Source organism: Streptomyces sp. col6 (genome assembly GCF_008042035.1).
Taxonomy (GTDB): domain Bacteria; phylum Actinomycetota; class Actinomycetes; order Streptomycetales; family Streptomycetaceae; genus Streptomyces.
On record NZ_RDBL01000013.1, the window covers coordinates 783,626 to 804,171 of the forward strand.

Consider the following 20,546-nt stretch of genomic DNA (forward strand, 5'->3'; position numbering starts at 1 on the left):
GGTCAGCCGCGCCCCGTGCGCGGGGTCCGGTTCCAGCTGCTCGCGGACTTCTCCTCCCGGCCGTTCAGCGACACCGGGGGCCAGGTGTCGCCGGGCGGGAGCGGCGCGGGAGCCGTCGCCACCCGGGGCAGCGCGTACGGGTGGTGGTCGCGCAGCCAGCCGATCATCTGCTCGCGGACCGCGCAGCGCGCCGTCCACAGGTCGCCCGAGTCCTTCGCCGTGACCACCGCGCGCACCTGGATCGTGGTGGGCGTGGTGTCGGTGACCGCGAGCGACCAGTCCCGGCCGTCCCACGCGGCGCACTCGCCGAGGATGTCGCGCAACCGGTCGCGCATCGCCTCGATGGGCGCCGAGTGGTCCAGGTGGAAGAAGACCGCACCGGTCATCTGTACCCCGCCGCGCGACCAGTTCTCGAACGGCTTGCCCGTGAAGTACGAGACCGGCATGGTGATCCGCCGCTCGTCCCACGTACGCACCGCGAGGAAGGTCAGCGTGATCTCCTCGATCGTGCCCCACTCCTCGTCCACCACCACCGTGTCCCCGATCCGCACCATGTCGCCGAAGGCGATCTGCAGTCCGGCGAAGAGGTTGCCGAGCGTGGACTGGGCGGCGACACCGGCGACGATGCCGAGGAGCCCGGCGGACGCCAGCATCGAGGTGCCGACCGTCTGCATCGCGGGGAACGTCAGCAGCATCGCGGACACCGCCACGGTCGCCACCACCGCCACGACCACCCGCTGGATCAGCGTCACCTGCGTGCGCACCCGGCGCACCCGCGCAGGGTCCCGGTTGTGGGCCGCGGCGTAGCGCGCGTACACCGAGTCCACCACCGCGACGGCGATCCGCACCACCAGCCAGGCCGACGCGCCGATCAGCACCAGCGTCAGCAGCCGGCCGATGCCCACCCGGTGGTCCCGGACCGCGCCGAGTCCGGTGTGGGCGTACGTACCGCGCAGCAGCGCCGCGCACATGACCAGCTGGAACGGTATCCGGCAGCGCCGCAGCAGGCCCCACAGCGGGGTCTCGTGGTGCCGGGCGTCGGCACGCCTGAGCAGCAGGTCGAGCAGCCAGCCCGCCGCCAGGGTGATCACGATCGCCCCGCCGAGGACGATCAGCGGCCGCAGAACGTTCTCCATGCTGTCGCTCTCCATCCCTTCGAACGCAACTGGCACCATGGGCCTCATGAACATCATGCTTTTCCACTCGATGTACGGTCTGCGCCCCGCGGTCCACGCGGCAGCCGACCGGCTGCGCGCCGCCGGGCACGAGGTGCGCGTGCCCGATCTGTTCGAGGGCCACACCTTCGATTCGGTGGAGGAAGCGGAGGCGTTCCGGGAGGAGACCGGCAAGGAGGAGCTGCTGAAGCGCGCCGTGCTGGCCGCCGCACCCTACTCCGACCAGGGCCTGGTGTACGCCGGCTTCTCGCTCGGCGCCTCGGTCGCCCAGACCCTGGCGCTCGGCGACGAGAAGGCGCGCGGGCTGCTGCTCCTCCACGGCACCTCGGACATCGCGGAGAACGCCACGGTGGACGAGCTGCCCGTCCAGCTGCACGTCGCCGACCCGGACCCGTACGAGACCCACGACTGGCTGAACTCGTGGTACCTGGACATGCAGCGGACCGGGGCAGACGTGGAGATCTACCGGTACCCGGGCGCCGGGCATCTGTTCACCGACCCGGAGCTGCCGGACTTCGACCGGGACGCCGCCGAGCTGGCCTGGAAGGTCGCGATCGGATTCCTCGCGACGCTGTGACGCGCGAAGGGCTCCGCGCGGATCGCGCGGAGCCCTTCGGGAGGCGCGGGACGGGTCAGCCCTTCAGCGCGGCGGTCATCGCCGTGTTGTAGTCCTCGACCGTCATCGGCGCGTTCTTGCCGTCGCTGCCGGTGACCTTCTTGCCGTCCATGACCAGGCTCGGCGTGCCCTCCACGTCGTCCTTGTTCTCGTCGAAGCTCTTGGACATCTTCAGGGCCCAGGCGTCGTACGTGCCGTCCTCGACGGCCTTCTGGAACTCCTTGTTGCCCTTGAGGGCCTTCACCGAGTCGGCCACCTTGATCAGGTAGCTGTCGTCCTTGAACTTGTCGTCGGACTCGTCCGGGTGGAACTCCGCCGAGTACAGGGCGCTCTTGTACTCCAGGAACGCGTCGGTGCTCACGTTCAGCGCCGCGCCCAGCGCGCTCAGGGCGTTCTTGGAGCCCTCGCCGCGGTTGCCGATGACGGGCTTGTCGCCGCCGAGGCTGTCACCGTCGATGAACGACGCGCCGATGTACTGGATCTTGTACTTGCCGGCCGCGACGTCCTTGGTGACGGTCGGGCCGACGGTCTGCTCGAACGAGGCGCAGATCGGGCAGCGGGAGTCCTCGTACAGCTTCAGGGTCTTCTTGGCGCTGTCCTTGCCGATGACGACGGTGGTGCCGTCCTTGCCCGAGGTGTTCTTGGGCGCGACCACCGTCTTCTCGTCCTTGAGGGAATCCCAGTGGGACGGCTTGTTCATCTCCATCACGGCGTAGCTGATGCCCGCGACGACGGCGAGGCCGGCCACGACCGAGACACCGACGACGACCTGCCGGCGGGCCTTGTCCTTCTTCGCCTGGCGCTCGCGCTCCGCGCGCAGCCGCTCACGGGCGGCGGACTTGTTGGCCTGGCTGTTGCGCTTGCTCATGGTGGTGTTCTCCGTGGAATGCGGGGTGGGTCGTACGGTCCGGGGTGCGCGTGTGCTCAGACGGCACAGGCCCGGAGCGGCGGCCCCCTCCGTCCGACGGAGTGCGTGAGCAGGCGGGCTCGGACGAGCGGATGCGGCCCGGACGCGGCCGCGAGCGCCCGGCGGTGTACGGAGCGGCAGGCCGAGCCCACCACGGCCACGGCGGTCAGCAGCGGCCGGAACGCCAGCAGCGCGCACGCCCCCAGCAGCCCGGCGAGCGCCAGCTCACCGCGGTGCAGCCAGGCCGCGGCGAGCAGCCCGACCGTGACATGGGCGGCCAGCAGCAGCCAGGGGACCAGCGGGCCGGGGGAGGAGAGCAGCGCGGCGGCGCCCCGGCCGCCCGCGGTCACCGAGGCCAGCGGGGTGCCGACGTCGCCGAGCTGCCCGCTGCCGGGGCCGAGGTCGCTCCCGCCGCACAGGACGTCGACGCCGACCGACCGCAGGGGGCCCGCTATGGGGCCGCCCGCCGCCCCGTAGCAGAGGTGCTGACCGGTGGTGAAGAACGTGTCGGCGGCCAGCTCCAGCGGGACGAGGAGCCCGGCGATGGCCCCGAAGCCGCGCTGGCGCCCGGCCAGGGCGTAGGCCGCCGCGAAGACGGCCACGGCCAGCACGGCGACGGGCACCAACGGCAGCGGGACCTGCGAGAGCAGGACGTGGGACGCGGCGGAGAGCGTCACGACGAGCGCTGTGAAAAGCGCCGCGCGTGCCGCTCTGAGCTGCGTCCCGGATATGTCCATCGCCCAGGAGTGTCGCATGCGAACCTGTAAGCGACCCCTAAAGGTTCCGGTTCGCCTCCCGCTACAGCCCCGGGATGCGGCCGTTGCGGAAGAGGTCCACGAAGATCTGGTGGTCCGCGCGGGCCCGCGCCCCGTAGCTGTGCGCGAAGTCCACCAGCAGCTCCCCGAAGCCGTCCTCGTCGGCCGCGATGGCGGCGTCGATCGCCCGCTCCGTGGAGAACGGCACCAGCGAGTGGCCGCTCTCGTCGTCCGCCGCCGCGTGCATGGTGGCGGTCGCCCGGCCGAGGTCGGCGACGACCGCCGCGATCTCGTCGGGCTCGTCGATGTCGGACCAGTCCAGGTCGACCGCGTACGGCGAGACCTCGGCGACCAGCTGGCCGGCCCCGTCCAGCTCGGTCCAGCCCAGCCACGGGTCGGCATGGGCCTGGAGGGCGCGCTGCGAGATCACCGTGCGGTGGCCCTCGTGCTGGAAGTAGTCGCGGACGGCCGCGTCCGTGATGTGCCGGGAGACGGCCGGGGTCTGCGCCTGCTTGAGGTAGATCACCACATCGTTCTCCAGGGCGTCGCTGTTGCCCTCCAGCAGGATGTTGTACGAGGGCAGGCCCGCCGAGCCGATACCGATGCCGCGCCGCCCCACGACGTCCTTGACCCGGTAGGAGTCCGGCCGGGTCAGGCTCGACTCGGGCAGCGTCTCCAGATAGCCGTCGAACGCGGCCAGCACCTTGTACCGCGTCGCCGCGTCCAGGTCGATGGCGCCGCCGCCCTCCGAGAACCGGCGCTCGAAGTCGCGGATCTCGGTCATCGAGTCGAGCAGCGAGAACCGGGTCAGCGAGCGGGCGACCCGCAGGGCGCCGAGCAGCGGCCCCTCGGCCGTGTCCAGGGTGAAGGGCGGGACCTCGTCGTTCTTGGCGCCCGTCGCCAGGGCGTGGATGCGCTCCCGGTAGGCCGCCGCGTAGATCCGGACCAGCTCGGTGATCTGCTCGTCGCCCAGCGCCTTCGCGTACCCGAGCAGCGCGACCGAGGCGGCGAAGCGCTTGAGGTCCCAGGTGAAGGGGCCCACGTACGCCTCGTCGAAGTCGTTCACGTTGAAGACGAGGCGGCCGTTGGCGTCCATGTAGGTGCCGAAGTTCTCCGCGTGCAGGTCGCCGTGGATCCAGACCCGGCCGGTGCGCTCGTCCAGGTAGGGGCCGCCGTGCCGCTCGCGCTCCAGGTCGTTGTAGAACAGGCAGGCCGTGCCCCGGTAGAACGCGAAGGCCGAGCCCGCCATCTTGCGGAACTTGACCCGGAAGGCGGCCGGATCGGCGGCCAGCAGCTCACCGAAGGCGGTGTCGAAGACCTCGAGAATCTGCTCCCCGCGCCGCTCCGCGCCGGTCTGCGTGTCCGACATCTCTGGGTGCCTCCTGGTACCTGGCCTGGCTGATGACGTGCATGACAAAAGGGACGGGTGGTCCCGCCCTTCCAACGCGTGACCGTATCGCGGAGTGCCCGTCGCCGTGTTTCCCGGAGACGTAGACTTCCACGCTGTCCCCCCAGACACCCCCGTCCCGTCGTCCCCATTCCTCCGGAGGCACAGCGCCGTGACCAAGCCGCCCTTCACGCACCTTCACGTCCACACCCAGTACTCGCTGCTGGACGGTGCCGCGCGGCTCAAGGACATGTTCAACGCGTGCAACGAGATGGGCATGTCCCATATCGCGATGACGGACCACGGCAACCTGCACGGGGCGTACGACTTCTTCCACTCGGCGCAGAAGGCGGGCGTGACGCCGATCATCGGCATCGAGGCGTATGTCGCGCCCGAGTCGCGCAAGCACAAGCGGAAGATCCAGTGGGGGCAGCCGCACCAGAAGCGCGACGACGTCTCCGGTTCGGGTGGTTACACCCACAAGACGATCTGGGCGGCCAACGCGACGGGGCTGCACAACCTCTTCAAGCTGTCGTCCGACGCCTACGCCGAGGGCTGGCTCCAGAAGTGGCCGCGTATGGACAAGGAGACCATCTCGCAGTGGTCCGAGGGCCTGATCGCCTCCACCGGCTGCCCTTCCGGCGAGGTGCAGACGAGGCTGCGGCTCGGCCAGTTCGACGAGGCGGTCCGGGCCGCCTCCGACTACAAGGACATCTTCGGCGAGGGGCGCTACTTCCTGGAGCTGATGGACCACGGCATCGAGATCGAGCGCCGGGTCCGCGACGGGCTGCTCGAAATCGGCAAGAAGCTGAACATCCCGCCGCTCGTCACGAACGACTCGCACTACACGTACGCCTCCGAGGCGACCGCGCACGACGCCCTGCTGTGCATCCAGACCGGCAAGAACCTCTCCGACCCGGACCGCTTCCGCTTCGACGGCACCGGCTACTACCTCAAGACCACCGACGAGATGTACGGCGTCGACTCCTCCGACGCCTGGCAGGAGGGATGCGCCAACACCCTCCTGGTCGCGCAGCAGATCGACACCACCGGGATGTTCGAGAAGCGCGACCTGATGCCGAAGTTCGAGATCCCCGAGGGCTACACGGAGATCACCTGGTTCCAGGAGGAGGTCCGGGTCGGGATGAACCGCCGTTTCCCGAACGGCGTCCCCGAGGACCGGCAGAAGCAGGTCGAGTACGAGATGGACATCATCATCCAGATGGGGTTCCCGGGGTACTTCCTGGTCGTCGCCGACTTCATCATGTGGGCCAAGAACAACGGCATCGCGGTCGGCCCCGGACGAGGCTCCGCGGCCGGTTCGATCGTCTCGTACGCGATGGGCATCACCGACCTCGACCCGATCGAGCACGGACTGATCTTCGAGCGCTTCCTCAACCCCGAGCGCGTCTCCATGCCCGACGTCGACATCGACTTCGACGAGCGCAGGCGCGTCGAGGTCATCCGGTACGTGACGGAGAAGTACGGCGCCGACAAGGTCGCCATGATCGGCACCTACGGCAAGATCAAGGCCAAGAACGCGATCAAGGACTCCGCCCGCGTCCTCGGCTACCCGTACGCCATGGGCGACCGCCTCACCAAGGCCATGCCCGCCGACGTCCTCGGCAAGGGCATCGACCTCAACGGCATCACCGACCCCAGCCACCCGCGCTACAGCGAGGCGGGCGAGATCCGGGGGATGTACGAGAACGAGCCGGACGTCAAGAAGGTCATCGACACCGCCAAGGGCGTCGAGGGCCTGGTCCGGCAGATGGGCGTGCACGCCGCCGGCGTCATCATGTCCAGCGAGCCGATCGTCGACCACGCGCCGGTCTGGGTGCGGCACACCGACGGCGTCACCATCACGCAGTGGGACTACCCGCAGTGCGAGTCGCTCGGCCTGCTGAAGATGGACTTCCTGGGGCTGCGCAACCTGACGATCATGGACGACGCCATCAAGATGGTGAAGTCCAACAAGGGCATCGACCTGGAGATGCTGGCCCTCCCGCTCGACGACCCCAAGACGTACGAACTGCTCTGCCGCGGCGACACGCTCGGCGTGTTCCAGTTCGACGGCGGACCGATGCGCTCCCTGCTGCGCCAGATGCAGCCCGACAACTTCGAGGACATTTCCGCCGTCTCGGCCCTCTACCGGCCGGGCCCGATGGGCATGAACTCGCACACGAACTACGCCGAGCGCAAGAACGGCCGCCAGGAGATCACCCCGATCCACCCGGAGCTGGAGGAGCCCCTCAAGGAGGTCCTCGGCCTCACCTACGGCCTGATCGTGTACCAGGAGCAGGTGCAGAAGGCCGCCCAGATCGTCGCCGGGTACTCGCTCGGCGAGGCCGACATCCTGCGCCGCGTGATGGGCAAGAAGAAGCCCGAGGAGCTGGCGAAGAACTTCGTCCTCTTCGAGGCGGGCGCCAAGGAGAAGGGCTTCTCGGACGCGGCGATCAAGGCGCTCTGGGACGTGCTGGTCCCGTTCGCCGGGTACGCGTTCAACAAGGCGCACTCCTCCGCGTACGGGCTGGTCACCTACTGGACCGCGTACCTCAAGGCGAACTACCCCGCCGAGTACATGGCCGCCCTGCTGACCTCGGTCAAGGACGACAAGGACAAGTCCGCGGTCTATCTGAACGAGTGCCGGCGCATGGGCATCAAGGTGCTCCCGCCGAACGTCAACGAGTCGGAGTCCAACTTCGCCGCCCAGGGCGACGACGTCATCCTGTTCGGGCTGACGGCCGTCCGCAACGTCGGCCAGAACGTCGTGGACTCGATCATCCGGTGCCGCAAGGCGAAGGGGAAGTACAGCACCTTCCCCGACTTCCTGGACAAGGTCGAGGCGGTCGTCTGCAACAAGCGGACCGTCGAATCGCTCATCAAGGCCGGCGCCTTCGACGAGATGGGCCACACCCGCAAGGGGCTCGTCGCCCACCACGAGCCCATGATCGACAACGTGGTGCAGGTCAAGCGCAAGGAGGCCGAGGGGCAGTTCGACCTCTTCGGCGGCGGCGAGGAGGACAGCGACGAGCCGGGCTTCGGGCTCGACGTGGAGTTCTCCGACGTCGAGTGGGAGAAGTCCTACCTGCTGGCCCAGGAACGCGAGATGCTCGGGCTGTACGTCTCCGACCACCCGCTGTTCGGCCTGGAGCACGTCCTGTCCGACAAGTCGGACGCGGCGATCTCGCAGCTCACCGGCGGTGAGCACGCCGACGGCGCGATCGTCACCGTGGGCGGCATCATCTCCGGCCTCCAGCGCAAGATGACCAAGCAGGGCAACGCCTGGGCCATCGCCACGGTCGAGGACCTTGCCGGTTCCATCGAGTGCATGTTCTTCCCCGCGACCTATCAGCTGGTCTCCACCCAGCTCGTCGAGGACACCGTCGTCTTCGTCAAGGGGCGCCTCGACAAGCGCGAGGACGTGCCGCGCCTGGTCGCCATGGAGATGCAGGTCCCCGACATCTCCAACGCGGGGACCAACGCGCCCGTCGTCCTGACCATCCCCACGGTCCGGGTCACCCCGCCGATGGTCAGCCGGCTCGGCGAGGTACTGAACAGCCACCGGGGCGACACCGAGGTACGCATCAGGCTCCAGGGGCCCCGCAAGACCACGGTGCTCCGGCTCGACCGGCACCGGGTGAAGCCCGACCCGGCGCTCTTCGGCGACCTGAAGGTGCTGCTCGGCCCGTCCTGCCTGGCGGGCTGAGTCCCGGTACGCGTACGAGAGGGGCGGCTCCGCCTGCGCGGGGTCGCCCCTCTCGGTGTGCCGGCCTTACCGGGAGTCCGGTCAGTTGTGGCCGAAGCGCCGCTGATGCTTGCGCGCAACATCGGCAGGGCTGCCCTGGGCCTGCGACTGCATCGAGCTCTGGGCCTCGGCGGCCGTCGAGCGCGACTGCTCGGAAGCGCGCTCCGCCTGCGAAGCACGATCCTGCTGGCTGCCCTGCTTGCGGTTCTTGTTCTTGGCCATGGTGTTCCTCCTATAAGGACTCTCGGGGCCAGGACCACCGTCAGATTCACATAATCGGATAAACATCGCATGTCGGATCATTACCGTGCGTAGTGACGGGGTATGATGCGCGCTTTTGGTGATCCGCCACGCCGATGATCGAGTTCCGGCCGTCAACCCCGGCGCGGTCGGGCAGACTCGAAGGAACCTTGAGAAAACCCGATCCCGAATGCCTGGAAGAGGGTGGAGTGCGTGGACCGTTGCGTCGTCCTGGTGGACGCCGGCTATCTGCTGGGTGCGGCCGCGAGTCTGCTGGCAGGAGAGCCCGCCCGGTCCCGCATCACCGTCGACCACGCGGCCCTCATCCAGCAGCTGCGCGAACGCGCCGAGGCCGACACCGAGCAGCCGCTGTTGCGGATCTACTGGTTCGACGGCGCCCCCGACCGCGTCCCGCAGCCCGAGCACCGCAGGCTGCGCGTCATGCCCCGGGTCACGGTCCGCCTGGGAGCCCTCACCCGCAGTGACGGGCGCTGGGCGCAGAAGGGCGTCGACGCGGCGATGCACGCCGAGCTCACCGAGCTGGCCCGCAACCGCGCCTGCTCCGACGTGGTCCTGGTGACCGGCGACGGCGACCTGCTGCCCGGTCTGATGTCCGCCAAGGAGCACGGCGTCGCCGTCCACCTCTGGGCCGTCCAGGCCGCCGACGGCGACTACAACCAGTCCGAGGACCTGGTCGCGGAGGCCGACGAGCGCCGCGTCCTGGACCGGGCCTGGATCACCCAGGCCGTCCGCGCCAAGGAGACCGGCGGCGCCTGCGCCCCGGCGCCCGCCACGCGCCCCGAGATCGCCGCGATCCTCTCCGCCCCGCTGCCCGAGTCGGCCCTCGCCGCCTCCGCCGAGCGCGCTTCCCGGGCCGCCGCGCAGGCCGAGGCCGCCGACACCGGTGAGGAGGCGGCCCCCCGGGCCGGCGAGAGCACCGCCCAGCCCGCGCACGGCCACGGCGGCAAGGGCGTCCCCACCCCGAAGGACCTCGCCGGCACCCTGCGCGGCCCCGCCGGGCAGACCGAGCGGCCCCCCGCCCCGCAGCCCGCGGCGACCCTGCGCTGGTCCTCCGACCGGGGCTGGGTGGAGCGCGGCGGCCCGCTCGGCGAACCCCCGGAGACCGCGTCCCTGCCCACGCTCGCCCAGCTCACCAGCGCCGAACAGCGTTGGGCCGACCGCGAGGAGGACATCACCACGGTCGGCGGCGACCCCTTCGAGGTGGGCCAGGTCTTCGCCCGGCGCTGGATGGAACGGCTCCCGGAGGCCGGCCACCTGCCGAAGCTCTCCACCCTCTACCCGCGCATCCCGCACCGCATCGACGGCGAGCTGCTGCGGTACGCGGCCCGCTTCGGCCTCCTCGCCCACAAGGACGACCAGATCGACGAGCACGACCGGTACGCGATCCGGGCGGGCTTCTGGCGCGAGATCGACGTACGGGCCGCGGCCGACCACGCCCCGGCGGCCGAGCGGGCGGCGGAGAAGGCCGGGAGAACGGGCCCGGCCGGAGACTGAGGCCACATTCGGCCGAGGGCCGCTCAACCCGCCCGCCGTTTGCCGCGTTGATGTCCGATCGGTGCGGCCCCGGGCGTAATGCCGGTCCCCGGACCCCGTACCCTCGTACCTCGTGAGTACGGGGACAGCACAGGCGCCGACGGCGAGCGGCACCGTGTGCGCGGTGCGTGATCTGGTGAAGACCTACCCCCCGGCCCGGGGCCGCCGAGGCACGCCCGCGACCCCGGAAGTACGCGCCACCGACGGCATCAGCCTCGACATCCGCTGCGGTGAGATCTTCGGACTGCTCGGGCCCAACGGTGCCGGAAAGTCCACCCTCGTACGGCAGCTCACCGGTCTGATGCGGCCCGATTCCGGCAGTGTCGACATGCTCGGCCACGACCTCGTACGCCACCCCGAGCGGGCCTCCCGGCTGATCGGCTACCTCGGGCAGGAGTCCACCGCGCTCGACGAGCTGACCGTCGCGCTGGCCGCCGAGACCACCGGGCGGCTGCGCGGCCTTCCCGTGCGCGAGGCGCGCGCCGAGCGGGACGCCGTCCTGGACGAACTCGGTCTCGCCGACCTCGCGGGGCGGCCCCTGAAGAAGCTCTCCGGCGGCCAGCGGCGGCTCGCCTGCGTCGCCGCCGCGCTCGTCGGGGAGCGGCCGGTGCTCGTCCTGGACGAGCCGACGACCGGCATGGACCCGGTGGCCCGGCGCGCCGTCTGGGCCGCCGTCGACCGGCGGCGCGCCGAGCGCGGCGCGACGGTCCTGCTCGTCACCCACAACGTCATCGAGGCCGAGACCGTCCTCGACCGGGTCGCCGTCATCGAACGCGGCAAGGTCATCGCCTGCGACACCCCCGCCGGGCTCAAGGAGCGCGTCGCCGGGGAGGTCCGGGTCGAGCTGGTGTGGCGCGAGCGCGCCCCGCTGGAGCTGCCCGAGGTCGCGGCCCTGCGCGCGGTCGCGCAGGAGTCCGGGCGCCGCTGGGTGCTGCGGCTCGCGCCCGACGAGGCGCGGGCGGCGGTCGCCGCGGTGACCGGCGGCGCGGCCTTCGCCGCGCTCGACGACTTCAGCCTGGCGACGCCGAGCCTGGAGGACGTCTACCTCGCGCTCGGCGGCGGCGCGACCAAGGGACTGGTGAAGGCATGAGCGGAATCGGTGCGGTGCCAGGGGCGGCCGCGACGCTCGCGCCCCGGGCCCGGCTGTTCCCCTCCCTCGCGGCCGTCTACCGCGCCCAGCTCTCCCGGGCCAGGGTGGCCCGCATCCCGCTGCTGTTCGTGGCGACCTTCCAGTCCATCGGGATCATGATCCTGATGCGCGGTGTGGTGGACGGCGGCTCCGAGGCGCGGGCCGTCGTCGCCGGGTCCAGCGTCCTGGTCGTCGCCTTCGTCGCCCTGAACCTGCTCGCCCAGTACTTCGGCCAGCTCCGGGCGGGCGGCGGGCTCGACCACTACGCCACCCTGCCCGTGCCGCCCGCCGCCGTGGTGCTCGGCGCGGCCGGGGCGTACGCCTCGTTCACCGTGCCCGGCACCGTCGTCACCGCGGTGACCGGCAGCGTGCTGTTCGGGCTGCCGATGGTGCACCTGTGGGTCCTCGTGGCCGTCGTGCCCCTCTCCGGGGCGGCGCTCTCCGGCCTCGGGGCCGCGCTCGGCCTCCTCGCCCCGCGCCAGGAACTCGCCACGCTGCTCGGGCAGCTGGGCATGTCCGCGGCGCTGCTGCTGGGCGTCCTGCCGGCCGACCGGCTGCCGGAGCCGATCGGCTGGGCGCGCGATCTGCTGCCGTCCACGTACGGGGTCGAGGCGCTGTCCCGGTCCTTCGGCGCCCACCCCGACTGGGCGGTCGTCGCCCTCGACCTGGCGGTCTGCGCCGTCGTCGGAGTGGTCTCGCTCGCCGTGGCCACCTGGGCCTACCGCAGGGCGGCGGTCCGGTGAGGCGCGGCTCGCGGGCGCCTGGCACGATGGCACGGTGACCGCACCTCTGACGCCGCCGCACCGGCCCTCATCGGACGACCACCACGACTGGCAGAAGTCGCCGGCGGGGGGTGAGCCCGCCGGGACCCCCGGCCCCCAGGGCTCCCACTGGGTCCCGGCGCGGGAGACGGACCGGGGCGAACTGCGTGCGGATCTGCGCCGGGCGGGCGTCGTCGCCGCGGTGGTGACCGTCGCGGGCGTCCTGATGGGGTTCCTGTGGCTGTGGCTGGCGCCCAGGGTGCCGCTCGTCTCCGACAGCACGGCGGTCTTCCTCAGCAACAGCGAGGGCGAGCAGGCCATCGGCGCCGACGGCACATTCGCCCTGCTCGGGCTGGCGTTCGGGGCGGTCTCGGCGGGCCTGGTCTTCTGGTTCCACCGGCGCGGCGGGATCTGGCTGACGGTGGGCCTCGCGGTCGGCAGCGTGCTCGGTTCGCTGCTGGCGTGGCAGCTCGGTACGCGGCTGGGGCCGACGGACGACGTGGTGGCGCATGCGCGGGAGGTCGGCAAGGGGGTTGTGTTCGACGCGCCGCTGGAGATGCACGCGCACGGGGTGCTGCTGGCCTGGGGGCTGGCGGCGATGGTGGTGCATCTGGCGCTCACCGCGGCTTGGGGGCCGCGGGACTTCGAGGGGGAGTGGGGGTCCCCGCCCCTTCCCGAAACCGGGGCTCCGCCCCGGACCCCGCGCCTCAAACGCCGGCGGGGCTGGATTTTCGGCGGGGCTTGGTTTCGGCGGGGCTGGGTTTCGGCGTGCCGGCCAGGGACCGGCCCCTCAGCCGCGTCCGATGTCCGCGAACACCGCTCCCGTCAGGGTGGCCAGGTCCTCCGGGGACAGTTCCACCTCCAGGCCCCGGCGGCCCGCCGAGACGCAGATCGTGGGGTGGGTGCGGGCCGACGCGTCCAGGACCGTGGGGAGGCGCTTGCGCTGGCCCAGGGGGGAGATGCCGCCCCGGACGTAGCCCGTGGTGCGTTCCGCCGCGGCCGGGTCCGCCATCGTGGCGCGTTTGCCGCCGGCCGCCGAGGCCAGGGCCTTCAGGTCCAGGGAGCCGGCGACCGGGACCACCGCGACGGTGAGGCGGCCGTCCACGTCGGCGACCAGGGTCTTGAAGACGCGGTCGGGGGAGACGCCCAGGGCCTGGGCCGCCTCCTCGCCGTAGGAGGGCGACGCGGGGTCGTGCTCGTACGCGTGCACGGTGAACTCCGTGCCCGCCGTCGTCAGGGCGACCGTGGCGGGGGTGCCGCCGGACGGGGACTTCTTCTGCTTCTTCGCCATGGCCTCAGTTGGGGTGCGTCGGGCCGACGGTCAGGTCGACCGCCGGGAGCGAGGGCAGGTGGCGGATGACCGCGGTCTCCGAGCGCAGGATGCGCAGCTCCTCGCGGAGCCGGGTCGCGGTGTCCGGGGCCTGGAGGAGGCGCTGCTTGGCGGGAATGTCGAGGACCACCGTGGAGGCGACCAGGTACGAGACGACCGACGGGTCGTCCGGCAGGTCCGCGCCCGTGGTCAGGGAGCGCTCGCTCGCACCGGCCAGCCGCTTCTGGTAGGCGCGGAAGGCGCGCAGGACGCCCTCGGCGAGCGGGCCCGCCTCCTCGCCCGGCTCCTCCTCCAGCTCCTCCAGCTCGGCCATGAGGAACGGGCCGCTCGCGTCCACGGACAGGATCCGGACCCGGGTGGTGCCGGTGGCCAGGACCTCGAAGCTGCCGTCCGCGCGCTCCCGGACGGTCGCGGCGTCGGCGACGCAGCCCACCCGGTGCAGGGCCTGGGCGGGGTCGGCGCCGAAGCCGTCCGCCGGGCCGCGTTCGACGGGCGTACGGACCGCCTCCGGCATGCCGAGACCCGTGACGGCGGTCTCGCGGCCGTCACGGATGGCGACCACGGCGAACCGGCGCGGTTCGTCCTCGTCGATGGTCAGAAGCTCGCGCATCATGGCGCGATAGCGCTCCTCGAAGACGTTGAGGGGCAGCACGAGGCCCGGGAACAGCACCGCGTTCAGCGGAAACAGGGGCAGGCGAGCGGTGGTCACAGCGGTCAAGCGTAATGGCCGTGCGCCCGTCCTCGTCCGGAGCCTTGTCGCAGCGGCGTCGCGGAGGCCACCCGGAGCCGCGCGCCGTCCCGCGCGTCGAGGAAGCGGCCCAGCGGATCGCCGGACACCGACGCCCACGGGAACGAGGACGCGTGCGGGCCGATCCGGCCGAACTGCTCCAGCGCCTCGGCCCACCGGCCCCGTACCACCAGCACGTACGCGAGCAGGTTGCGGACCTCGGCCGGCCACGGGTCGCCGGGGGCGAAGGCGGCCGACAGCGAGATCGCCAGATCCGCCGCCGCGTCGATCCGCTCCTCCTGCACCGAGGTCGACCGGGCGTCCCACGCGCTCTCGGTCAGCATCGCGAAGGCCGCGCGCAGCGGCAGCGCCTGGACCAGGGAGCTGGGGACCGAGTCCTCGGCGGCCCGCTCGGCGAAGTCGAAGCACTCGCGGTGCGAGCCGTACCAGGCGGCCGAGAGGTACTGCAGGGCGGCGACATGGCAGCCGTAGTGGTGCGTGGAGCGCTGGAGGGCCTGCTCCCACAGCTCCTCGAACGTGGTGTGCGTGGCCTGCGTGCCCCGGGCGTGGTCCAGCGCGAGGCGCCAGGGCACCGGGTCCCTCGGATCGCTGAGCGCGGCCGCCGTGATCAGCGGCCCCACCTCGCGCAACTGCTCCGCCCGTGCCGGCGACTCCCAGGCGCGGTCGACCGCGAGCTGCGCCTTGACGAGCAGGGCGTCCGGGTCGTGCGGGGCGGCGGCCAGCCAGTCCGCCAGCCAGCCGTCCCGGTTGCGGGCGAACGCGACAAGCCGTCTCAGATAGCGGTCCCGGCTCTCCCACTCGGCGGCGTCCCGGGTGGTCGCCAGGAGCTTCGCGGCCGGTTCGTACTCCCCGGCGGCGGCGGCCACCAGCGCGGGGGACAGCCGTTCGTCGGGGGCGTCGAGCAGCACCGCGTGGTCCGCGGGCAACCCGGTGGACAGCGCCGGGGTGTGCCGGATCACGCGCGCGGTTCGGAGCAGAGCGCGGAGGAAAGGCATGGTGCAGACCATTGAAAAGCGCTGGTGGAGGCGGCGCCAAGAGGGGTGCTGTGAAGCTTTGGTGCCGAGTGGATGGGTTGCCCGGCCGTCGGTCAAGGTGAAGTAAAGGAAAGCGCGGATTCTGGCTGATTCTCATGGGTGCTGGGCAGAAGGTCCGTGGTCTGCCCCGACGCCCGCGGGGTCCTGAACGGCCCGGTGCGCCGGGGCGTACCCCGTTCGCGTCGCGGTGTACGCCTCAGCCGCGGCGCAGCAGCCGGGAGGCGCCCGCCGCGACCGTGGTGGCCAGTATCCACCCCAGCAGGACCAGCGCGGCCGCCAGCCACTGCCAGCCGCCCTCCATCCGCCAGTAGCCGTCCTGGCCGAGATCGATCACCGGGATGAGCAGATCCAGGGCGTACAGCGCCGCGTTCCACCGGGGATGCTCCCCGCCCTTGATCGACGCCGGGTCGTACCGCGAGAACGCCAGCGTGCCCGCCGCCCACAGCACTGCCATCCACACCGCGGCCCGCCCCGGCCGGTAGCCGTACGCCACCGTCCAGTCCTGGAGGTAGCCCCAGAGCTTCCCGGCGGGCGGCAGCGTCTCGCGACGGCGGCGCTGCTTGGCGAGCAGCACCTCCCGGGCGTCCGCGTCCTCCCCGCTGCCCCGGAGCACGGCCGCCAGGCGCTCGTACGGCTCCGGCACGTACTCCGGGGTCGCCGCCGCCACCCACTCCAGGCGCCGGGAGAGCGGGAAGTGCCCGTACGGGACGAGGTTCTCGTACACGAACCCGCCCATCGCCAGGCCGCCGGGGCCCGGCCAGCTCGTCGACACGTCGATCAGCGTGACGACCTTCGCGCCGTTGAGCACCACCCGGCCGCGCGCCGGGCGCTCCGGGTTGAACCGCAGCTCCGGGGTGACCGTCCGGCGCAGCGACAGCTCCTCGTGCGCGTCCAGCACGAACACCGCCTTGTGCAGGTCCACCGCGTCACCGAACCTGCCGTCGTCCAGCCGCACCCCGCCCCGGCAGCGGAAGACCTGCGCCCGGGTGCCGTGCGCCGGGGTCGGCGAGGTGGCGATGCCGTACGGGGGAGTGGTGCCCTGGTTCCCCGTGTCCACGCTGACCCACGCCTCGCTCATGTACAGCGTCCGCTCCACGCTGAGCTGCGGGGCGTTCAGCGCGCGGCGGCCCTGGACCGCCCGCAGCCGGCTGCCGCGCAGGCTCAGCGAACCGCCCACCTTCGCGCCGCGCAGACTCAGCTCGCCGAGCAGGTCGGCCATCTCGGCCTGGAGGTCCTGGGCCACCGTGAGCCCGTCCCCGAGCAGGGCCCGGCCCTGCCGGTCCGGGCCGGCCTCGATCTGGTTGATCAGCAGGTCCGTGCCGATCTGCGCGTCCGTCAGCCGGAGGCCCCGCTCCACCCGGCAGCGCGGCAGATGCAGATCGCCCTCGGTGCGCAGCCGCGCCGCCTCCAGCCGCGGCAGCGCGCAGCCCACCAGCCGCAGGGTCGTGAAGTGGCACTCCGGGAAGGCCACCTCCTCGTCGAACCGGCAGCCGGTCAGCTCCACGTACGGATCGACGCGCCCGCCCGCCAGGTCCAGCTTTCCGGTGATCCGTACGCCCCAGAGCTTCAGCGCCGTCACCCGGCCCGGCCGGGCCGGCGGGCCGCTCAGCAGCAGCCGGGCGACGACCCGGGCCTCCACGCTGCGCTCGGGTCCCCACTCGTGCGGGGCGAAGGGATCGTCGCGGACCCGGTCGCGGGCCCGCAGGTCGTAGGTGGTGCCGTTCCGGAAGGACTGCCACATGCCCAGCTCCGCCGCGCTGAGGCCGTCCGGGAGATCATCGTCGTGCCGCTCCGTCACCGGTGCCCCTTTCGTTCGGAGGCGTGTTCCCGTTATTCCCTCTGAGTGACCGGATGAACGCACATAGTCAGCCGTCACAGCGGCGGCATGTATCAGCCAGTGATACGGCCGTCCGGGCGCGCGTGGCGGTCTGCGAGAATTGCGGTGTGATCTCTCGAATCGATCTGCGCGGCGATGCCCTCCCCGAGGGTGGCGCCCTGCGCGACCTGCTGCCCCGTGCCGAGTTCGACGTGGAAGCCGCCCTGGAGACGGTGCGGCCCATCTGCGAGGACGTACGCCATCGTGGCTCGGCGGCAGTGATCGACTGGGGGGAGAAGCTCGACGGCGTCCGGAACGAGTCGGTCCGGGTGTCCGCCGACGTCCTCGCGCGGGCGCTGGAGGAGCTGGATCCGGCCGTCCGTGCCGCCCTGGAGGAGTCCGTCCGCCGCGCCCGTCTCGTCCACCGCGCCCAGCGCCGCACCACGCACACCACCCAGGTCGTCCCCGGCGGCACCGTCACCGAGAAGTGGGTGCCCGTCGACCGCGTCGGGCTCTACGTGCCGGGCGGCCGCGCGGTCTACCCGTCCTCCGTCGTGATGAACGTCGTCCCGGCCCAGGAGGCGGGCGTCCGCGGCCTCGCCGTGTCCTCGCCGCCGCAGAAGGACTTCGGCGGCCTGCCGCACCCCACGATCCTGGCCGCCTGCGCCCTGCTCGGCGTCGACGAGGTGTACGCGGCCGGCGGCGCCCAGGCCGTCGCGATGTTCGCGTACGGCACCGAGGACTGCCTGCCCGTCGACCTGGTCACCGGGCCCGGCAACATCTACGTCGCCGCCGCCAAGCGCCTCCTCAAGGGCCGGATCGGCATCGACGCCGAGGCCGGACCCACCGAGATCGCCATCCTGGCCGACGCCACCGCCGACCCGGTGCACGTCGCCGCCGACCTGATCAGCCAGGCCGAGCACGACCCGATGGCCGCCGCCGTGCTGGTCACCGACTCCGAGGAGCTGGCCGCCGCCACCGAGGCCGAGCTGGCCCCCCAGGTCGCCGCGACCAAGCACGTCAAGGACCGCATCGAGCCCGCGCTGGCCGGCCGGCAGTCCGCGATCGTCCTGGTCAACGACCTGGAGGACGGCCTCACCGTCGTCAACGCGTACGCCGCCGAGCACCTGGAGATCCAGACCGCCGACGCCGCCGCCGTCGCCGACCGTGTCCGCAACGCCGGCGCGGTCTTCGTCGGCCCCTGGTCGCCGGTCTCGCTCGGCGACTACTGCGCCGGGTCCAACCACGTCCTGCCCACCGGCGGCTGCGCCTGCCACTCCTCGGGCCTGTCCGTGCAGTCCTTCCTGCGCGGCATCCACATCGTCGACTACACGCGCGACGCGCTCGCCGAGGTCACCCACCACGTGGTGACCCTCGCCGAGGCGGAGGACCTCCCCGCCCACGGCGCCGCGCTCAAGGCCAGGTTCGGGTGGAAGGTTCCCCAGCAGTGACGAACAGCAACGCCGGCGGACCCACGGCCAACCCGTGGGACGCCCTGCCCCTGCGCGACGAACTGCGCGGCCAGTCCCCGTACGGAGCGCCCCAGCTCGACGTCCCCGTACGCCTCAACACCAACGAGAACCCCTACCCGCTGCCCGACGCGCTCGTCGACCGCATCGCCGAACGGGTCCGCGAGGCCGCCCGCGACCTCAACCGCTACCCCGACCGCAACGCCGTCGAACTGCGCACCGAGCTCGCCCGCTACCTCACCCGCACCGCCGGGCACTGGGTCGAGGCCGCCAACGTCTGGGCCGCCAACGGCTCCAACGAGGTCCTGCAGCAGCTGCTCCAGACCTTCGGCGGGCCCGGCCGCACGGCGATCGGCTTCGAGCCCTCGTACTCGATGCACGCCCTCATCGCCCGGGGCACCGGGACCGGCTGGATCTCCGGGCCGCGCAACGAGGACTTCACCATCGACGTCGACGCCGCCCGCGCGGTCATCGCCGAGCGCCGCCCCGACGTCGTCTTCATCACCTCGCCCAACAACCCCACCGGCACCGCCGTCGACGCGGACACCGTCCTCGCGCTGTACGACGCCGCGCAGGCCGCGAAGCCGTCGATGGTCGTCGTGGACGAGGCGTACGGCGAGTTCAGCCACCACCCCTCGCTGCTCCCGCTGATCGAGGGCCGGCCCCACCTGGTGCTCTCGCGCACCATGTCGAAGGCGTTCGGCGCCGCCGGTCTCCGCCTCGGGTACCTCGCCGCCGACCCCGCCGTGGTCGACGCGGTCCAGCTGGTCCGGCTGCCGTACCACCTGTCCTCCGTCACCCAGGCCACCGCGCTCGCCGCCCTGGAGCACACCGATACGCTCCTCGGGTACGTGGCGCAGCTCAAGAGCGAGCGCGACCGGATCGTCACCGAGCTGCGTGCCGCCGGCTTCGACGTCACCGAATCGGACGCCAACTTCGTCCAGTTCGGCCGCTTCGCCGACAGCCACACCGCCTGGCGGCGGATCCTCGACCGGGGCGTCCTGGTCCGGGACAACGGCGTACCGGGATGGCTGCGGGTCTCCGCGGGGACCCCGGAAGAGAACGACGCGTTCCTCGACGCGGTTCGCGAAATGAAGAAGGAGCACGACGCATGAGCCCCCGCGTAGGCCGCGTGGAACGCACCACGAAGGAAACGTCCGTGCTGGTCGAGATCAACCTCGACGGCACCGGAAAGGTCGATGTCGCGACCGGGGTCGGCTTCTACGACCACATGCTCGACCAGCTCGGCCGGCACGGCCTCTTCGACCTCACGGTCAAGACCGACGGCGACCTGCACATCGACTCGCACCACACCATCGAGGACACCGCCCTCGCGCTCGGCGCCGCCTTCAAGCAGGCGCTCGGCGACAAGGTCGGCATCTACCGCTTCGGCAACTGCACCGTCCCGCTGGACGAGTCGCTCGCCCAGGTCACCGTCGACCTCTCCGGCCGGCCGTACCTGGTGCACACCGAGCCCGAGAACATGGCGCCGATGATCGGCGCGTACGACACGACGATGACCCGCCACATCCTGGAGTCCTTCGTCGCGCAGGCGCAGATCGCCCTGCACGTCCACGTCCCGTACGGACGCAACGCGCACCACATCGTGGAGTGCCAGTTCAAGGCGCTCGCCCGCGCCCTGCGCTACGCCAGCGAGCACGACCCGCGCGCGGCCGGCATCCTCCCGTCCACGAAGGGCGCCCTGTGACCGGCCTCAACACCATCCTGATCCTGGTCGGCCTGTTCCTGGCCGGCGGGGTCTACTCCTTCGCCAAGCAGGGCATGCCCAAGGGCGTCGTCGTCCTGCTCGCCATCGCGTCGCTGATGTGCCTGGTGGCGGGCGTCCTGCGCATCCAGGGACTCTGGGACTAGGAGCG

The 20,546-nt window shown here is 71.8% G+C and carries 18 protein-coding genes; 9 read left to right on the forward strand and 9 right to left on the reverse strand.

Going from position 1 to position 20,546, the window contains the following annotated elements; all coding sequences use genetic code 11:
- Positions 1–2: 2 nt before the first annotated feature.
- Positions 3–1,136, reverse strand: a complete 1,134-nt coding sequence (locus tag EAO73_RS20170) for a mechanosensitive ion channel family protein (RefSeq protein WP_147972905.1) — start codon at positions 1,134–1,136, stop codon at positions 3–5.
- Positions 1,137–1,173: 37 nt separating this feature from the next.
- Between EAO73_RS20170 and EAO73_RS20175 the strand changes: the two genes are divergently transcribed.
- Positions 1,174–1,752: a dienelactone hydrolase family protein gene (locus EAO73_RS20175; RefSeq protein ID WP_147972906.1), complete on the forward strand. Its 579-nt coding sequence runs from the start codon at positions 1,174–1,176 to the stop codon at positions 1,750–1,752.
- 55 nt (positions 1,753–1,807) lie between these two features.
- On the opposite strand, the gene EAO73_RS20180 is transcribed toward EAO73_RS20175, so the two are convergent.
- From EAO73_RS20180 to EAO73_RS20190, 3 genes are all read right to left on the reverse strand, one after another.
- Positions 1,808–2,659 carry a thioredoxin domain-containing protein gene (locus EAO73_RS20180; RefSeq protein ID WP_147972907.1) on the reverse strand — a complete coding sequence of 284 codons (852 nt, stop codon included), beginning with the start codon at positions 2,657–2,659 and terminating at the stop codon, positions 1,808–1,810.
- A gap of 56 nt (positions 2,660–2,715) precedes the next feature.
- Positions 2,716–3,435 carry a hypothetical protein gene (locus EAO73_RS20185; RefSeq protein ID WP_191134195.1) on the reverse strand — a complete coding sequence of 240 codons (720 nt, stop codon included), beginning with the start codon at positions 3,433–3,435 and terminating at the stop codon, positions 2,716–2,718.
- 61 nt (positions 3,436–3,496) lie between these two features.
- On the reverse strand, positions 3,497–4,822 hold the full coding sequence (locus EAO73_RS20190; protein WP_147972909.1) for a DUF2252 domain-containing protein: 1,326 nt from the start codon (positions 4,820–4,822) through the stop codon (positions 3,497–3,499).
- A gap of 190 nt (positions 4,823–5,012) precedes the next feature.
- On the opposite strand from EAO73_RS20190, the gene dnaE reads away from it, so the two are divergent.
- On the forward strand, positions 5,013–8,549 hold the full coding sequence (dnaE, locus tag EAO73_RS20195; protein ID WP_147972910.1) for a DNA polymerase III subunit alpha: 3,537 nt from the start codon (positions 5,013–5,015) through the stop codon (positions 8,547–8,549).
- Between the two features lie 81 nt (positions 8,550–8,630).
- Here the strand turns inward: dnaE and EAO73_RS20200 are convergent, their stop codons facing one another.
- Positions 8,631–8,810, reverse strand: a complete 180-nt coding sequence (locus EAO73_RS20200) for a hypothetical protein (RefSeq protein WP_147972911.1) — start codon at positions 8,808–8,810, stop codon at positions 8,631–8,633.
- Positions 8,811–9,032: 222 nt separating this feature from the next.
- Between EAO73_RS20200 and EAO73_RS20205 the strand changes: the two genes are divergently transcribed.
- The 3 genes from EAO73_RS20205 to EAO73_RS20215 all read left to right on the forward strand — a co-directional run bounded on the left by EAO73_RS20205 (position 9,033) and on the right by EAO73_RS20215 (position 12,254).
- Entirely contained in the window at positions 9,033–10,343 is a 1,311-nt protein-coding gene (locus EAO73_RS20205; RefSeq protein WP_147972912.1) for an NYN domain-containing protein, read from the forward strand.
- 154 nt (positions 10,344–10,497) lie between these two features.
- Entirely contained in the window at positions 10,498–11,472 is a 975-nt protein-coding gene (locus EAO73_RS20210) for an ABC transporter ATP-binding protein (protein ID WP_147973558.1), read from the forward strand.
- Complete coding sequence (locus EAO73_RS20215; RefSeq protein WP_147972913.1) at positions 11,469–12,254, forward strand: ABC transporter permease; 786 nt, start codon at positions 11,469–11,471, stop codon at positions 12,252–12,254. The genes EAO73_RS20210 and EAO73_RS20215 overlap by 4 nt, the downstream gene beginning before the upstream one ends.
- Positions 12,255–13,062: 808 nt before the next feature.
- Here EAO73_RS20215 and ybaK read toward each other — a convergent pair.
- The 4 genes from ybaK to EAO73_RS20240 form a co-directional block, all read right to left on the reverse strand.
- Entirely contained in the window at positions 13,063–13,563 is a 501-nt protein-coding gene (gene ybaK, locus EAO73_RS20225; RefSeq protein ID WP_147972914.1) for a Cys-tRNA(Pro) deacylase, read from the reverse strand.
- Positions 13,564–13,567: 4 nt separating this feature from the next.
- Positions 13,568–14,311: an LON peptidase substrate-binding domain-containing protein gene (locus EAO73_RS20230; RefSeq protein WP_147972915.1), complete on the reverse strand. Its 744-nt coding sequence runs from the start codon at positions 14,309–14,311 to the stop codon at positions 13,568–13,570.
- A 5-nt stretch (positions 14,312–14,316) separates the two neighbouring features.
- Positions 14,317–15,357 carry a hypothetical protein gene (locus EAO73_RS20235; protein WP_147972916.1) on the reverse strand — a complete coding sequence of 347 codons (1,041 nt, stop codon included), beginning with the start codon at positions 15,355–15,357 and terminating at the stop codon, positions 14,317–14,319.
- A 223-nt stretch (positions 15,358–15,580) separates the two neighbouring features.
- On the reverse strand, positions 15,581–17,182 hold the full coding sequence (locus EAO73_RS20240) for an oxidoreductase (RefSeq protein WP_147972917.1): 1,602 nt from the start codon (positions 17,180–17,182) through the stop codon (positions 15,581–15,583).
- A 146-nt stretch (positions 17,183–17,328) separates the two neighbouring features.
- On the opposite strand from EAO73_RS20240, the gene hisD reads away from it, so the two are divergent.
- From hisD to EAO73_RS36040, 4 genes are read left to right on the forward strand one after another with little or no spacing between them, the layout of a single operon-like run.
- Positions 17,329–18,651 (forward strand): histidinol dehydrogenase, encoded by a 1,323-nt coding sequence (hisD, locus tag EAO73_RS20245; RefSeq protein ID WP_147972918.1) that lies wholly within the window; start codon positions 17,329–17,331, stop codon positions 18,649–18,651.
- Entirely contained in the window at positions 18,648–19,784 is a 1,137-nt protein-coding gene (locus tag EAO73_RS20250; RefSeq protein WP_147972919.1) for a histidinol-phosphate transaminase, read from the forward strand. Before hisD ends, EAO73_RS20250 begins: the two co-directional genes overlap by 4 nt.
- Positions 19,781–20,377: an imidazoleglycerol-phosphate dehydratase HisB gene (hisB, locus tag EAO73_RS20255; protein WP_037786278.1), complete on the forward strand. Its 597-nt coding sequence runs from the start codon at positions 19,781–19,783 to the stop codon at positions 20,375–20,377. Before EAO73_RS20250 ends, hisB begins: the two co-directional genes overlap by 4 nt.
- Positions 20,374–20,541, forward strand: a complete 168-nt coding sequence (locus EAO73_RS36040) for a hypothetical protein (RefSeq protein WP_191134153.1) — start codon at positions 20,374–20,376, stop codon at positions 20,539–20,541. Before hisB ends, EAO73_RS36040 begins: the two co-directional genes overlap by 4 nt.
- Positions 20,542–20,546: the final 5 nt, after the last annotated feature.

Excerpts from the sequence above, each read along its gene's own strand:
- hisB (WP_037786278.1), top strand. The coding sequence starts at position 19,781 with ATGAGCCCCCGCGTAGGCCGCGTGGAACGCACCACGAAGGAAACGTCC.
- EAO73_RS20190 (WP_147972909.1), bottom strand. The coding sequence starts at position 4,822 with ATGTCGGACACGCAGACCGGCGCGGAGCGGCGCGGGGAGCAGATTCTC.
- EAO73_RS20180 (WP_147972907.1), bottom strand. The coding sequence starts at position 2,659 with ATGAGCAAGCGCAACAGCCAGGCCAACAAGTCCGCCGCCCGTGAGCGG.
- EAO73_RS20200 (WP_147972911.1), bottom strand. The coding sequence starts at position 8,810 with ATGGCCAAGAACAAGAACCGCAAGCAGGGCAGCCAGCAGGATCGTGCT.
- EAO73_RS20235 (WP_147972916.1), bottom strand. The coding sequence starts at position 15,357 with ATGGTCTGCACCATGCCTTTCCTCCGCGCTCTGCTCCGAACCGCGCGC.
- ybaK (WP_147972914.1), bottom strand. The coding sequence starts at position 13,563 with ATGGCGAAGAAGCAGAAGAAGTCCCCGTCCGGCGGCACCCCCGCCACG.
- EAO73_RS20170 (WP_147972905.1), bottom strand. The coding sequence starts at position 1,136 with ATGGAGAACGTTCTGCGGCCGCTGATCGTCCTCGGCGGGGCGATCGTG.
- EAO73_RS20175 (WP_147972906.1), top strand. The coding sequence starts at position 1,174 with ATGGGCCTCATGAACATCATGCTTTTCCACTCGATGTACGGTCTGCGC.
- EAO73_RS20215 (WP_147972913.1), top strand. The coding sequence starts at position 11,469 with ATGAGCGGAATCGGTGCGGTGCCAGGGGCGGCCGCGACGCTCGCGCCC.
- EAO73_RS20185 (WP_191134195.1), bottom strand. The coding sequence starts at position 3,435 with ATGGACATATCCGGGACGCAGCTCAGAGCGGCACGCGCGGCGCTTTTC.